Origin of the sequence: Paenibacillus rhizophilus (assembly GCF_003854965.1) — a bacterium.
Taxonomy (GTDB): domain Bacteria; phylum Bacillota; class Bacilli; order Paenibacillales; family Paenibacillaceae; genus Paenibacillus_AQ; species Paenibacillus_AQ rhizophilus.
In genome coordinates, this window is sequence record NZ_RQPI01000011.1 from 1 (window position 1) to 14,468 (window position 14,468).

Here is a 14,468-nt window from a genome sequence, read left to right on the forward strand (position 1 = left end):
AAGGATAAAGCCTATGAGTGGGGAAATACCCGTAAAGGGTACTGGCGAGTTGCAGGAAGTCCAATTCTGCAACGTGCATTGAATAACCAATACTGGGAATCCATTGGATTAAAGAGCTTGTCGGACATTTACATCTCTTTACGGAATATTTCATGAACCGCCGTATACCGAACGGTACGTACGGTGGTGTGAGAGGTCGGGGGCTCGCCGCCCCCTCCTACTCGATTTCACCATTGTTAGATAAAGCTGCGCAGCGACGGCGACTTGCGGGCTTTGGAGTGTCTCTCGAACGCGTAAGCCAGCCGGATCAGCGTCGGCTCGGCGTAAGCCATGCCCGCAAACGTCACGCCGAAGGGCTCGCCGTCCGGAGTGTAACCGGCGGGCACGACAATCGACGGGTATCCCGCCCGGGCCATAATTCTTGAGCCGAAATCGGCGGGGAACAGCAGGGCGTCCAAGCGGTGCTCCCGCATGACGGCGTCGATGCCCTCTTCCTTGCACAGCTTGAGATCGGCCGCCCTGTCGCGGAGATACTGCGGCTCCGTCAAAGCGCCGGAGGTTCTGTACTCGGCGTCGAGCAGCGTCGATTGGCCGTAGCGCAGCGTTTCCATCGGATGGTCGTGGTTGAAAGCGATGATGTCTTTCAGCGTGCGCATGGGCGCGCCCGGACCGAGCTTCGCCAGGTAGGCGTTCAGCGAATTTTTGAACTCGTTAAGCAGAACCGTGGAATAGCGGACCTCACGCGCTGTCGGCACATTTGCGGGATCGACGATCACCGCCCCGTGGTCCTTCATCAGCTGGACGGCCGCCTCATACAGCGCAATCCGGTCTTCGCCCACTTCCTCGAAATAGTAATCGCGCGGAATACCGATTCTTGCGCCCTGAAGGCCGTTCCCGTCCAAAAATCCGGTGTAATCCCCGTGCGTTCTTCCGAGCGATGCGCCCATGGCGGCATCCGTTTCGTCCTCGCCAAGCATGGCACTCAGCAGCAGCACCGCGTCGCGAACTGTTCTTGCCATCGGTCCGGCCGTATCCTGCGAGTTCGACAGCGGCAGGATGCCGGAGCGGCTGAGCAGCCCGACCGTAGGCTTGATGCCGACTATGGAGCCGAGGCTGGCGGGGTTGAGGATCGAGCCGGCGGTTTCCGTTCCGACGGAGACCGTGCAGAAATTGCAGGCGACGGCCACGGCGGAGCCGGAGCTTGAGCCTCCCGTCGGCTTCGAAATATTGTACGGGTTCAACGTCTGCCCGCCGCGTGAGCTGTATCCGGACGGCATGCCCATGGTCATGAAGTTGGCGAACTCGGTCATGTTCGTCTTGCCAAGGATCACCGCTCCCGCTTTCCGCAGCCGGGACACAATAAAGGCGTCTTCCCCGGCAAAAGAGTCCGCAAGCGCAAGCGACCCGGCGCTCGTATGCATTTTATCCCCCGTGTTGATGTTATCCTTGAGCATGACGGGCACGCCATGCAGCGGCCCCCGCGCGCCGAGCATCGAGCGCTCTGTATCCATAGCGTCGGCGATAAACAGAGCGTCCGGACTAATCTCAATGACCGAGTTTACCGTCAGCCCGTTCTTGTCGTGATCCGCGATGCGTTCAAGGTACATCAGAACGAGCTGTCTGGATGTAATTTCGCCGGAGTCCAGCGCTGCCTGAATCTTCGTAATCGTCGTCTCCACAATTTCAAATGCCATCCTTCGCACGCTTCTTCCTGTCATGTAATCGCCTTCAAATTTAATATAAGCCAGTTTGGATTTGCTTCATAGTCTGACTTCGATTTTATTGCTAAGGAAGCAGCGCTCGGCAAAAAAATAAAGCGGAAGCGGCCTGGCTATATTCGAGACCAAGCTCGTTTCCGCTTTTTCAAAACGTAAAGCCCCGGACAAGAGAAGCTAATCTTGTATCTGCGAAAAGCCTTCTTCCGCCAAATATTCTCTCGCTTCTTCCGGCGTTTCAAAAGCCATTTCTAAACTCATGCCCGAATAGAGATACCACAGGTCGTCCTCGGCTTTAAGCGTAAGCTTCTCGCCTTTCCCGTTCACCCAGTTCGTCTCGGCCGCAAGCCGCTTGCGCTTCTTGGCTGACGGCGCCGCTTCGGGCAAAGGCTCGGAAAGCGAAGCGATGGAGGCGTCCAGCAGGCGCCGCAGTTCGTCCTCCGTGAAATCGCGGATGTTGACGAAGCCCTTGGGGTCGGTCTGGTAGCCTTTCAGCAGGCCTGCGAATACGTAGCCGTTGCCGTTCGGATGCAGATGAAACGCAACGGTCTTTTTGTCGTGCAGGCTTTCTTCATAATGGTAGTTGACCCTTCCTAAAGAAACGTCTTTGCGCTGAAGCTGCGGATAGGAGTCAAGAATCTCGATTTTTTGTTGAAAAGTAAGCATGTGGTTAGCCTCCGTTGATCGTATCGGTCCGGCCGGGACGCAGGAGTGTCGTTTTATCCCCGGCTTTCGCTATCTGATTATATCATGACGCCCGGCTCCACGCCGCTTTCGGACGGTTTATCCCCATATCCGTAGAGTAAAATGTGGATAGTGTGGAAAAATAGATCTAAATTATATTTTTGTGGATAAAAGATATATATCTAATGAAATAATCCACTGGATAATCACAGTATGCCGCGTTATATTCCATTTATAACATGTACGGAGGTGGCTTCATTGATTCAAGTGGCGGCGGCCATCATTTATAATGCGGAAGGGAAAGTGCTGATTGCGCGCCGCAGGGAAGGCAAGTCCCAGGCGGGACTGTGGGAATTTCCCGGCGGCAAAATCGAAGACGGCGAAGACGCCTGCGCCTGCCTGCGGCGGGAATTGATCGAGGAGATGGGTATCGACATCGTTCCTTATGAATATTTTGGCGTTAACGAGCACCGCTACGGCGGCGGCTTGCATATCCGGCTGATCGCCTGGAAAGCGGAATACCGGGGAGGAGATATCGTTCTGACGGATCATGACGACTGCCGCTGGGAGCGTCCGGGGGAGCTGGAACGTTTTCTTTTTGCGCCCGCCGATATTCCGTTTGTGCAGAAGCTGGACTCGGAAGCGGGCAGTCGATGAAAGCAAATCGCGAAAGAAGGGGCGGCGCTTCATACCGCTCTTTTTATCATATAATTTGCGGTTTGCAGACGTTATGATAGAGGAAAGAACGCTAATGAGGAGTGGGAACTTGCTGAAATTGGACTATAGACGAATGCTGCTCCACATCGCCATATATGCCGTTTTGTTTTTTGCGCTGCCTCTGTATTTGCGGAGCCACCCGGGCACAATGAGTGATCTGGGCGCGCTGGTCATGCTGCTGTTGATGATCTGCCCGGCAGCCATCTTTATTTTGTCGGGAGAGCTTGGTTTTCGGGCAGGCTTTCGTCCGCTGGCGGCGCTTCTGCCCATGCTTTTATTTGCGCTTTCGGTGCTTACGGTGTTTGAAGGCAGTGTAACCGGTTTTGTGTATTCGGCGGTTTACGGTTTGATTTCGCTGACGGGGAACGCGGCCGGTGCGCTTTTTCGGAAGAGGACAAGGAGATAATGGAGAAGAAGATTTGCAGGCGCCGGAGGTTCGATCATGTGATCTGTGCAATGCAGTGCTGCCGATCCGGACGAAGGCAAGGTAAAATCGGTTTGGGAGGGGAACTCAAGATGAATACGGACGAAAACAGCTTTAAACTCTTAGTCTTGTCGGAAGCGGGGCAGGAGCTCATCTTGAATGAAGACCCGAAGAAACTCCTGGATAATGTATTCAGTAAACTGTCCGCCCATTTGGATTTGGATGTTTATTTAAATTATATTTTTGACGAGGAGACTCAGCGGCTGCATTTGATGAATTACCACGGAATCAGCCTGCAAGAATATTGTGCTGTCGAGTGGCTCGGCTTTGATGATGCGATTTGCGGAGAAGCTGCAAGAAGGCGTTCCAGAATAATCGTCGAAGACGTTGAGAGTTCATGTGACCCGAGAGTCGGGCTTATTAAAGGCTTCGGTTTACAATCATATGTAAGCCATCCGCTGATCTCTTACGGGAAGTTTGTGGGTACGCTGTCATTCGGCTCACGAAAACGCTCATCTTTTTCCAGCTTGGAATTGGATATTATGCAGACGATTTGCAGTCAAGTGTCCATCGTGCTGGACCGCATTCTGCTTATTTCGGCGCTGAAAAGAAAGAACCGGGAGCTGGCCCAAAAAAATAAAGAGCTCAGACATTCGGAGAAGCAATTGGCCGCCATTTTCTCCGTCATTCCCAGTCCCGTGCTTGTCGTTTCCCTTGAGACTCAGCAAATTATTGAATGCAATGACGCTCTGTTATCTATGCTCGAAATCAGCCGGGAGGAGCTGTTCAACCAGTATTGGCCCGAGCGGCACAATGCGGATTCGTTGTTAAAGCCGATTTTGGAAGCTTCCTTGCAAGCTTTGTATAAAAGCAATATTGAAGTGTCTTTTCCCAACGCTTCCGGCCAACCGAAGATTTGTTTATGCCATGCCGTCTATGTAGACATCAATCAAACTCCAGGTATGCTGGCTGTCTTCAGCGACCTTACGGAGCATAAAGAGTACGAGAAGGAACTGATAAGGCTCGACCAGCTTCATCTTATCGGCGAGATGGCTGCGGGAATCGGTCATGAGGTGAGAAATCCGTTGACCACGGTACGGGGGTTTCTGCAGCTTATGAGCAAAACGGAAGACGGGAAACAGCGCTATCTGGAGGTGATGATCGAGGAACTGGACCGCGCGAACTCCATTATCTCCGAATTTCTCGGGCTGGCCAAGAATCAAAGAATCGACATGGAATATGATGTGCTGAATGTCCTCATAGAAAAAATCCTTCCTTTGATTCAAGCGGATGCGACGGTTTCGGGCAAAACGGTAACGACCGAGCTTGGCCCTATTCCGCCCATGCTTATGGACGAAAGGCTCATTCGCCAGCTCATATTGAATATGGTCCGAAACGGGCTGGAAGCCATGCCGTCGGAAGGTCATTTAATCATCAGAACCTATATGGAAGAGGACAGCATCGTATTGTCCGTCGAAGATAACGGCAAAGGAATCCCTTCCGACCAGATTGAGCATATATGGAAACCGTTCTATACGACCAAAGAAAGCGGCTCCGGCCTGGGATTGGCCGTATGCTTCAACGTTGCCGACAAGCATGGAGCCAAAATCGACGTCGTTACGGGTCCGGCCGGAACTACCTTTTCAGTCAAGTTTAAGAGATTGCCCGCTTAAATTCTCCTCTGCAAGACCCAAATTCCGAACTTTTCTTCAAAAATTCATAAATTTCCGCAGGTATCACAGAATTTCGATCGTCAAATAAAGTAGCTGCTTTTGTCCCTGCGCCTCTAATGCTCAATCTGACCGAAATCGGGGTCCCAGCGGTACTTGGCAGCTCGGATTTCCTCTGCACGGACATCGAGACCGTTCCAGGACTCGTGCGGATAGGCGGAGATTAATTGATGCAGCCGAAGGAAGCGGTCGCGGGGCAGCAAATCGGCGTAACGGCCGATAAAGCCGGAATAGAGCAGGGCGTAGCGCTTCATGCGCACCGCCGATCCGGCTACTGCGGCGAGCAGCGAGGAGCCGTCGTTCATTTCGAGAATTTGCGCTTCATACCGCTGTACATAACGCAGGGTACGGTCCTTGATCAGATCCCGCCGCAGTTTCGCAACCTCGCCGATATATTCCGCGAGCAGCGGCTCGAAATCTTTCAGCAGCAGCTGTTCCATCTCCAGATCCATGTCCTTGCGCAGCCGGAAGCCGTGCAGCAGGGCGACGCGCTGCCTCGCGATGCGGTCGCCTCGAAGCAGCACGGCGATTTCGCGCAGCTTCTCATAAGCGAGCGTATCGTTCTCCCGCAGCACGGACACGGCCTCCTGCCGGTTGATCTCAAGGCCCTGCTTAATCGCGCCGATATTCCGGCCAAGCAGCTCGTCGAGGGCGCGCAGGTTCTCAGCCGGCTGCGCCTTTCGCTGGGCGGCGAAGAGTGCCAGCAGCAGGGCAAGCCCGCCCGCTGCGCACAGCGCAAGCTGCGGGAAGTTCGCGGCAAAATAGGCCGCGGTCAACGTCAGGAGGACGACGGCAAGCAGGGCGGTCTTCATGCGGCGCCCGGCAAGCGAAGCCGCCCGGTGTTCCACGGATACCAGGGCGGCCCTTCCGCAGTGCTTGCAGCGTTCCCCGGGCAAAGCGGTGTACGTGCCGCAGCGTTTGCAGACGCGCAGCTTGTCGAAGGAATAACGCGGGGCTTTGAAGGGACGGAGGACGACCGGTTTTTTGTTAGCCACGGGTGCGGTCGCCTCCGTTCAGCGCGGCCAGGAGCCGCTCGTCGATCTCTTCCCGTTTAACAGGCCTGCGCCCCCGAAGGAAGTACCCGAGAATTCGGATAACGGTATAAAGAAACGAAATTCCAAGTATAACGTATGAAATCATGGAGCTGTCCTTTCCTGGAGAACGGCGTGCTCGAACAGTGTCCGAAAAGGCTTACGGACGCCGCCCGCTCCCGCCTGCTCAGCGTTCCTTAAGTTGAAGTTTACAGGGTTTAATTATATCATAATGGCAAGCTATTTACAGAATTTAGCTGCCCTTACCGTGTTTGCCGTTGTCTATCAAATCATAAGAGGAGTTATAGTCATGCTTCGTAAAGATGTTCGAAATAGAAGGGTTTTGTCGTTTTATGCTCGGTTTCTTCCCGCGCTGCTGCTGGCGCTCTGCCTTGCGGCCGGACCGTTTGCGGCGTTTCCGGTACTCGCGGCTCCGTCTTCTTCCTCTGGAGCCTCTTCGCAAATCGATGCCGTTCTGGTGCTCGATGTCAGCAATTCCATGAAGACAAGCGATAAAAACAACATCGCCGGCGAGGCGATGAAGATGTTCATAGATATGCTGTCCGCGAAGGGAGACAAGGTCGGCGTCGTCGCCTACACCGATGAGGTGCAGCGGGAGAAGGCGCTGCTGACGATTAACTCGGCCTCGGACAAGCAGGATTTGAAGGATTTTATCGGTGGCCTGGATAAAGGCGCCTACACGGATATCGCCGTCGGCGTCGATGAAGCGGTCAAGGTGCTGCAGAATGGCAGCGACCCTTCCCATGAGCCTATGATCGTGCTGCTTGCCGACGGCAACAACGATCTGAACGAAGCTTCCGGCCGGACGCAGAGCGAGTCGGACAAAATGCTCGGCGCGGCGGTAGAAACCGCCAAGAAGAAAGGATATCCGATTTACACGATCGGTCTGAATGCGGACGGCAAGCTGAACAAAGAAAGTCTTGCCAAGTTGTCCGACCAGACGGGCGGCAAGGCGTTCGCAACCGATACCGCAGACGATTTGCCCGAGATTTTGAGTGAGATTTTTGCCGACCATTTGAAGCTTAAGGTTGTTCCTGTGCAGTCGATTACGGCGAGCGGAAGCTATCAGGAGGTTACGGTGAACGTTCCGAACGCCAGCGTGCTGGAAGCCAACATTTCCATCATTTCCTCGAAGCCGGTAACAGCGAAGCTGACTGACCCGTCGGGGGCGAGCGTGGTGATTCCTTCGAATAATGTGCTGCTGTCCAAGTCATCGACTTACAGTCTGTTGAAGCTCCTGTCCCCGAAGGAAGGAGACTGGAAGCTTCAAATCAAGGGCGTTCCGAAGGATAAAATCGACATCAATCTGATTTTCAACTATGACCTTGAGCTTAAAATGGAAGCTCCGGCGTCCAAGACTTACAAGAAGGGCGACAAGATCAGCATCTCCGCCCGCCTGTTCACGGGCGGTACGCAGGTAAACGAAGCGGAGCTGTACAGGAACATGAAGGCCGTGCTGCTGGCGACGGATCTTGATACCGGAAAGACCGCGGAGCTCCCGCTGGATAATTCTAGCGGCGAGTTCAAGGGCAGCTTCGAGGTAAAGGACAGCCATAACTACGAATTGAAAGTCCGGGCCGAAGAGAGCAGCTTCTACCGCGAGAGCAACACCGTACAGATAAACGCGGGCGGTTCCGCTACTCAGGCCCCCGCAGCGGCCGGAAACGGGAATGAGACTCAGGACGGAGGCATGTCATGGACGCTTATTCTGGTTATTGCCGGAATCCTGCTGGTTCTGGCCGCGGCCTTCGTCATCTGGATGCTGTGGAAGAAAGCGAGCCAAGGTTTTGTTGGCCAGCTCGTGATCGAGGTGATTGACGGAAATACCGGCGAGAAGACGTATCCGCAGTACAAGAAGCTGACGGGCTTCAGAGGTAAATTCAACCTGCACCAGCTGCTGCAGCTTGCCCCGGAGCTTAAGGAAAGCGAGAAGCTGGTCTTCACGCCGGGAAGCAATGACCGGCTGCAGCTTCGCGGCGGCGACGGGATCGCGGTCGAGAAATCGGGCCGTGCGGTCGACGCCTCCCGGGGTCTGGAGCTGAAGAGCGGAGAACGGGTCTCGGTTCCGCTCCGAAGCGTGGACAAGACGATTATGCTGGAGTATTTGGTATAAAATCCGTAAAACTTAGCGTATGCTTTCGAAGCGAGTTTTGCGAAGCGCATTCCAAAGTTTAATCATGCAAAACTAAGCGTATGCTTTCGAAGCGAGTTTTACTGAAGTATATGCGAGGAAGTATATCATCGTAAAACTTTTAGGGGGATAAATATGAAACCGGTCGTAAGAGAACATATTCAGCAGCTTGACGTATCGCTTGGCGGAGGCATCGTCAGCGATAAGATCAGAGTCGACACGATCGACAATCCGATTCTTATAATCGGTCTCGGCGGTACGGGCATCGACGCTCTGCTCCGCCTGAAATACCAGATCAACCGCCGCTTTAAGCTGCCGGAGGACCCGATTTCCAAGAAAAAGCGGGATAAGCCGGACAACGTGGAGTTCCTCGCTTTCGAGACGAACGAACAGGACCGCGGCAAAAAGTACAAAGGCATTGGCCTCGACCCGCAGAACGAGTTTGTGCTGCTGGCCAACGCCGAAATCGGCGGGCTACTGCAGAACCGGAGCATTCTTGATCCCTACATTACGGAATGGCTGTCGCCCGAGCTCAGCATTACGGACGGTATGAACGGCGCCGCCGGGGTGCGCCAAGCGGGACGGCTGCTGCTGTTCACGAAGATTAATCAGGTCGTAGGAGCGATCGACAAGAAGATCAAGACTTTGTCGGTCGGCACGAACAAAAAGCTGATGGTCTTCCTGCTAACGGGTCTGTCCGGTGGAACGGGCAGCGGCGCTTTTCTGGACATCGCCTACATCGTCCGCGGCATCATCGAGCGCGATTACGGCTCCGCCGGAATCGACCGCGTCAATACACTCGGGTATCTGTTCACGCCGGACGTGAACCTGTCGAACAAGAGCCTCAGCGAGCATACCCGCGAATACATCCGCAAGAACGGATACGCGGCGCTCAAGGAGCTGGACTACTGGATGAACGTGGACAGCCGGGGCGAGCGGTTCCGCCAGCAGTACGGCAATATTTTGACCGTCAATTCGCCGCTTCCTCCGTTCAATCTGTGCCATCTCATTTCGGCGACGAACACAGAGGGCAAGCTGCTGGAGAATGCCTACGACTACTGCATGAACGTGACCGCGGAGAACATTACGAACTTCATGGCCAGCGAGGAGAAGCAGTCAGGTGAGGAATTCGCCATCCACGACTATATCAGCAACATCCGCACGAATATCGCGCAGATGCACAAGAGCTATCCGGCCAACTACGAATACAACATTATCGGGGCTTCGTCCGCCGTACTGCCGATTGAAGAAATGACGACCTACCTTGCTTACCGCCTGTTTGACAAAATGGATAAAATGTTCCACCAGGCTCCGGGCCAAGAGGACATCGAGAAGCTTGCCCGTAAGCTCGGAATCGATCTGGAAAGCATGATCAAGTCGTTCGAAGCCCGTGTACCGGAGCCCCTGCCCGGCTATGAGAACAGCGAGCGCCTGAGCCATTCCAACGTCATCAAGCATCAGGTCGTCGACATGGATACCGAGCTTGAGCAGAACTTCCTGTCCCGGGCAAGAGAAGAGTATATCAAGGTGAGAAAGCAGCTTCCCGGCGAAATCGTCGGACGGTTCGGCGAGGAAATGGAGCGGACGTTCCTGCATCCCGAGCAGGGGCCATTCTATGTGTCGCGGCTGATCTTTACGGAAAAAGGCTTTTGCATCCTCAAGCTGATCCAATCCTACATTGAAGCGCTGCGCGAGAATCTGCTGCGTCTGCCGCGCGATATCGAGACGGCCCGGGAATCGGCGGAGGACAAACTGGGCGATGCGCGGAGCGCTTTTGTCTCGAAGGAAAAGAAGAAGAATGCCTATATCGACGCGAAGATCAACGAATATTGGCTGCATGCTGATACGGAGCGCACCGAACGCATGATCGAGTTCTATGAAGACCTGTTCGAGCTGCTGAACGAGGAGAACAGCCGGATTTACGGCGTGTTTACGGAGATTTTGAACGCGCTGAGTTCGATCTTCTCCAAGAACGGGGATATTCTAACAAGCGGCGAAGAACAGACGGACCATAAAGGCAACAAGACGTATTACTGGAATATCGTAAGCGTGCCGGACATTTCGCAGACGATCTCGAAGATTATGGATCAAAAAGACGGCGACGATCTGATCCGCGACTTTTCCCGGGAAATGCTGCGGAATTCCAGCCGCTGGGTCAGAGAGCAGGAGATTGACATCGTCCGCTCCATTTCCGAGTTCCTCAGCGACAAGTTCGGTGATCTCATTACCCGGTCGATGGAGGATTTCCTCGTGATGAAATACGGCAGCGAGGAGCCGCTCGACAAGCTCGTGGAACGTACGATCGCCGGGAAGCTTGATGAGGAAGCTGTGCCGGTCTTCCACCTCAGCAACAGCTCGGGAAGCCTGCACTTCCCTTCGTGGGGCTTTGTGTCGGTGCCGGTGAAGGCGCCGGGCATCCTGAAGGGCATCCGCAATTACCAGGATAACGCGCTCGGCAAATCGCAGTTCACGGTCAAGGAGAGTGAAGTCAAGAACCGGATTTTCTGGCTGAATACGCGCAACGGGGTGCCGCTGTTCGTCTATACGCCGCTGCGGGTGTATGAAGAAAACTATGAGCGGACCATTCTCGATAAGGAAGGCATCGGACGCCATCTGGTGCAGACCGACAAGAACAACTGGACCTATCTGCCGTCGCCGATTCCGGAGCAGTCCTGGGGCGACACCTACAGCAACGCGCGGGTGCGCGAGTATAACGCAAGAGTTCGCGGAGATTTCGCCAAAGCGCTGGAAGCCGGAGTCATTGCCGAAAAAGGCCTGGACGAAAACACGAGCAGCCGCTATTCGGTCGTGTTCTCGAAACCGTTCGACATTGACGCGTTCCTGCGCGGATACGATCTTCAATTGGAATCGCCGCGACCGAATCTGGGCGAAGTGAAGAAAGCCGCCGACGAGCTGGGAAGGCTGCGGGAGAACGGACTGGAGCGCGAAGGCGTGAAGGATATCTTCGGAAGCATCAACCGGGAGCTGGCCCAGGAGAATCTGATCCGTTCGCCGCAGCTTACCGCAAGGGTGCGCGAGGAGCTGGCGAAGTACGAAGCGCTCGCGGCCAAATCGGAGGAACTGAACGCGGTGCTCCGCCGGTACCTGGACGAGGAAAAATGGTTGGACCAGTTCTTGGAGTCCCTGTACACCGATACCATCGTGAAGAAGGGCGCGCTGTTCGTGTACGACAAAGACGAGGAAGAGGATGGTTGGGAGCCGTTCGCCAACCTGATGAAGGAACGCAGCTATGTGGAATTCGCGGTCTACCGCCATTTCCGGGCGCTGGACGAGAAGAGCCGCAGCGTTCTGCTGCGCAAGGCGGCGCGGCGCGCTGCGGAAATGACCGCGGCCGAGGATGTAACCGCGCTGCTCTACAAGCTGGAGAACCTGTATGTAACCTTCCTGGAATCGCGGGACAGCCTTGAATACGAGCGGGTGGAGCATGCCGACGGCGACGAGATGTACGCTTTCTACAAAGGCATGACCGGAAAGCTTGGCGGCATCCGCAGAAAGTTGAAATAAGCCTATGATCAAATCGCTGGCAATGCGTTATGCGGCGGAATACGCCGCCCGGGAGGACCGGCTGCAGGATCAAGGGGACGGGCGCAGCAGCATCCATTACCCTGCCCTGTTTCTGTTCGTAGGTGAGAAGACGGCGCCTGCCATCGGGCCCGTGCTGGATAGCTGCCGCCGCAAATGGGACAATGCCGGCGGCGTCATGGCGATGCACGCCGTTCCCGAAGGCTGGAAGGCGGAGCAATCCGCCGTCCCGCAGAAGGAATCGTCGTCCGGGGGCTTTGCATCTGTGAGCCCCGCTTCCGGCATTTCCGCCCGGAGCGGGGCTTCGGCGCCCGTCTTGTCCGACTGGCCGTCCGACCATTTGAGAACGTTGATTCTTCCCCGGCCTACAGGCCGCGATCCCCGCACCGTCCGCCGGGACCTGTTCCGTGAATTTCAGGGGGAACAACGCTATCTTGCAGAGATGAACACCGCGCTGCGGCGCATGACGGGGTGCATAGCGGATTACGGCAGGCTGTACTCATCCTTCGACGTTATCCATCTCTCGATCATTACGCGGGTCGACGACCCGCTCAATGTGCTGCTGCCGGAAATCACGCTGCTGACCCGCGCCGTGCTCGGCCAGTCGTTCAAATCGGTGCAGACCGACCTGTTCGCGCTGATCAGCGAGCGGGACCAGGCCGAGAGCTTCGGCCTTTCCAGCTCGGCGGGAATGGCCTTCCTGCGCGAACTGGAAGGGATGCAGTCGCCGGATTACGAATTCACCGCTCCGCTGCTCGTTACGGAGGACGGACTGTCCATTCCGGTCAGCCACGGCCCGTCGCCGCTGTTCGACTTAGTCTACGTCCTGTCGGACAAGAATGAGCGCGGCAAGTCTCCGGCGGGCGGAATGGACGACAATTACGAAATTATTTCCCACATCAGCCTGCTGAAGAATGTGATGCGGCCCTCCGGCGGCATCGACCAGGAGCAGGTCAGCTACAACAATATGGCGTTCAAAAGCGGGATAAGGGGCAGCACGGGCCGGCAGGGGTACGCTTCCGCCGGCTTCTCCGGCGTCAAACGGCCGAACCGGCAGATCGCGCTGGCGGTGCTGTATCATACGTTCCGGCGGATCAGGGAGGAGATGTCCGGCGAGAGCCGTCTCAGCCCGCGCGAACGGCTGGAACTGCTGGGCTTAAGCCCTGACAGCCTGCGGGAGCGGGCCCGGCGGCTGCTTCCAGACAAGGAGGGCATTCTCGAAATGACAGGCCTGATGAGCCTTGGGCGTCCCTCCTACCATGAGCTCAAACGGCTGTCTCTCCGCGAAGCGGAGGATCTACTGTTTGGCGGCGGGGGCGAGGCTTACTTCCGCAGCAACTTCGCCTCGCCCGCGGCGAAGCGGCTGGAAGCCGCCGATCCTCTGCGGGAATGGACGCCGCTGCTCGCCGCTCAGGACGGGGCTAGTCCGGAAATCACGTTCTTCCAGTTGGCGGAATGGACCGCCGACCGGGACGATGCCGGCAGTGTGCTTCATGGGCTCCGCCAGCACATGGCCGGCCTCAGAGCCGCGATTGCCTTATCGCGGGAAGAGCTGGAGCTGTTGTACGGGGATAGTGTGGACCGACTGCCCTTCTCAAGGGTGCCGCTTATGGATAAGCGGACGGTGCGGAACTTCATCCATTATTTGTTCGCCGAAGGCTACGGCGCAAAGTATGAATTGCTGCTGCTGGAGAGCGAGCTTGCGCTGTGCGCCCGCCTTGAAGCCGGGCTGGAGTCGCTTCATTCGGCAAGCGTCAAGCGGGTGAAGGCGATGGAGCGGCTGGAGGAGGAGCTTAAAGCGGCGGCGCTGGACAGCATCGGCCGGGCCGGAAGTGACATTGGCCGGAACATTATGGAATACTATCGCGTCGTAACGGATGAAGTACTTGGCGAGATTAAGGCCCGTCGCGGGCCCGGCGCCCTGCTGGGCGAGCGGTATATGGGAAGTCTGCCGGGTCTTCTGGACCGGGGCATCGAGGCGCTGCTGGAACGGCTGATCGAGGTGTGCGGGCGGGAGATTCTGACGGCGGAGCCTTTTGCCCTTTCTTTCGAAGAGGAGCTTCTGCGGCGGGCAAATGTCGCGGCGGCGTACGACAACCGGGAGGTATTATCGAAAGAAGAGCTGTTCCGGCGGCTGTACCGCACACTGGAAGAGGAAGCGGCCATCAACGTCCGTCTCTTCGAATACACGCAGGAACACCGGCATGAGGAAAAATATTTCTTCGGCGATAGCGGCTCGGAATTTTTACGCTACGCGCTTTCCGCCGACGAGACGACGCGCATCTACCGGCTGGGCTTTGTGCATGAGCGGCGTCGAAGCGGCGTGGAGAAGCTGAATCTGATGGGCGGCTTCCATTTGGAGGACCTGCTCTACTACCGCAACGGCAGGATCTATTACGAGACGTATTTGAAGAACGGTTACGAGCTGCACGGCGTGGATGAAGAGTCGCTTCCCGCTCTGCGCTAGACGCT

The 14,468-nt window shown here is 55.9% G+C and carries 10 protein-coding genes and 1 pseudogene; 7 read left to right on the forward strand and 4 right to left on the reverse strand.

The window, feature by feature from the left end; all coding sequences use genetic code 11:
- A pseudogene (locus EH198_RS25190) lies at positions 1-156 on the forward strand (group II intron reverse transcriptase/maturase); the annotation flags it as partial.
- Positions 157-236: 80 nt separating this feature from the next.
- Here the strand turns inward: EH198_RS25190 and EH198_RS17100 are convergent.
- Together EH198_RS17100 and EH198_RS17105 are read right to left on the reverse strand one after the other, a co-directional pair.
- Positions 237-1,694 (reverse strand): amidase family protein, encoded by a 1,458-nt coding sequence (locus EH198_RS17100; RefSeq protein ID WP_124696739.1) that lies wholly within the window; start codon positions 1,692-1,694, stop codon positions 237-239.
- Between the two features lie 198 nt (positions 1,695-1,892).
- Positions 1,893-2,381, reverse strand: coding sequence for a hypothetical protein (locus EH198_RS17105; protein WP_124696740.1), 489 nt, complete (start codon positions 2,379-2,381; stop codon positions 1,893-1,895).
- 285 nt (positions 2,382-2,666) lie between these two features.
- Between EH198_RS17105 and EH198_RS17110 the strand changes: the two genes are divergently transcribed.
- From EH198_RS17110 to EH198_RS17120, 3 genes are all read left to right on the forward strand, one after another.
- Positions 2,667-3,056 carry a (deoxy)nucleoside triphosphate pyrophosphohydrolase gene (locus tag EH198_RS17110; RefSeq protein WP_342772043.1) on the forward strand — a complete coding sequence of 130 codons (390 nt, stop codon included), beginning with the start codon at positions 2,667-2,669 and terminating at the stop codon, positions 3,054-3,056.
- Between the two features lie 109 nt (positions 3,057-3,165).
- Positions 3,166-3,522 carry a hypothetical protein gene (locus EH198_RS17115; protein WP_124696742.1) on the forward strand — a complete coding sequence of 119 codons (357 nt, stop codon included), beginning with the start codon at positions 3,166-3,168 and terminating at the stop codon, positions 3,520-3,522.
- 110 nt (positions 3,523-3,632) lie between these two features.
- Complete coding sequence (locus EH198_RS17120) at positions 3,633-5,213, forward strand: ATP-binding protein (protein ID WP_185702937.1); 1,581 nt, start codon at positions 3,633-3,635, stop codon at positions 5,211-5,213.
- Between the two features lie 113 nt (positions 5,214-5,326).
- Here EH198_RS17120 and EH198_RS17125 read toward each other — a convergent pair whose 3' ends face one another.
- Together EH198_RS17125 and EH198_RS24755 are read right to left on the reverse strand one after the other, a co-directional pair.
- Positions 5,327-6,265 carry a hypothetical protein gene (locus EH198_RS17125; protein WP_124696744.1) on the reverse strand — a complete coding sequence of 313 codons (939 nt, stop codon included), beginning with the start codon at positions 6,263-6,265 and terminating at the stop codon, positions 5,327-5,329.
- Positions 6,258-6,410 (reverse strand): hypothetical protein, encoded by a 153-nt coding sequence (locus EH198_RS24755; protein WP_185702938.1) that lies wholly within the window; start codon positions 6,408-6,410, stop codon positions 6,258-6,260. The genes EH198_RS17125 and EH198_RS24755 overlap by 8 nt, the downstream gene beginning before the upstream one ends.
- A 201-nt stretch (positions 6,411-6,611) precedes the next feature.
- Here EH198_RS24755 and EH198_RS17130 point away from each other — a divergent pair, with 201 nt between their 5' ends.
- From EH198_RS17130 to EH198_RS17140, 3 genes are all read left to right on the forward strand, one after another.
- Positions 6,612-8,435: a vWA domain-containing protein gene (locus EH198_RS17130; RefSeq protein WP_124696745.1), complete on the forward strand. Its 1,824-nt coding sequence runs from the start codon at positions 6,612-6,614 to the stop codon at positions 8,433-8,435.
- Between the two features lie 153 nt (positions 8,436-8,588).
- Positions 8,589-11,978: a tubulin-like doman-containing protein gene (locus EH198_RS17135; protein ID WP_124696746.1), complete on the forward strand. Its 3,390-nt coding sequence runs from the start codon at positions 8,589-8,591 to the stop codon at positions 11,976-11,978.
- 4 nt (positions 11,979-11,982) lie between these two features.
- Entirely contained in the window at positions 11,983-14,463 is a 2,481-nt protein-coding gene (locus EH198_RS17140) for a transcription initiation factor TFIID (protein ID WP_185702939.1), read from the forward strand.
- The last annotated feature ends 5 nt before the right edge of the window (positions 14,464-14,468 follow it).

Bases quoted from the DNA above. Each gene is read 5' to 3' on its own strand.
- EH198_RS17120 (WP_185702937.1), top strand. From the start codon at position 3,633: ATGAATACGGACGAAAACAGCTTTAAACTCTTAGTCTTGTCGGAAGCG.
- EH198_RS17100 (WP_124696739.1), bottom strand. From the start codon at position 1,694: ATGGCATTTGAAATTGTGGAGACGACGATTACGAAGATTCAGGCAGCG.
- EH198_RS17140 (WP_185702939.1), top strand. From the start codon at position 11,983: ATGATCAAATCGCTGGCAATGCGTTATGCGGCGGAATACGCCGCCCGG.
- EH198_RS17105 (WP_124696740.1), bottom strand. From the start codon at position 2,381: ATGCTTACTTTTCAACAAAAAATCGAGATTCTTGACTCCTATCCGCAG.
- EH198_RS24755 (WP_185702938.1), bottom strand. From the start codon at position 6,410: ATGATTTCATACGTTATACTTGGAATTTCGTTTCTTTATACCGTTATC.
- EH198_RS17135 (WP_124696746.1), top strand. From the start codon at position 8,589: ATGAAACCGGTCGTAAGAGAACATATTCAGCAGCTTGACGTATCGCTT.
- EH198_RS17130 (WP_124696745.1), top strand. From the start codon at position 6,612: ATGCTTCGTAAAGATGTTCGAAATAGAAGGGTTTTGTCGTTTTATGCT.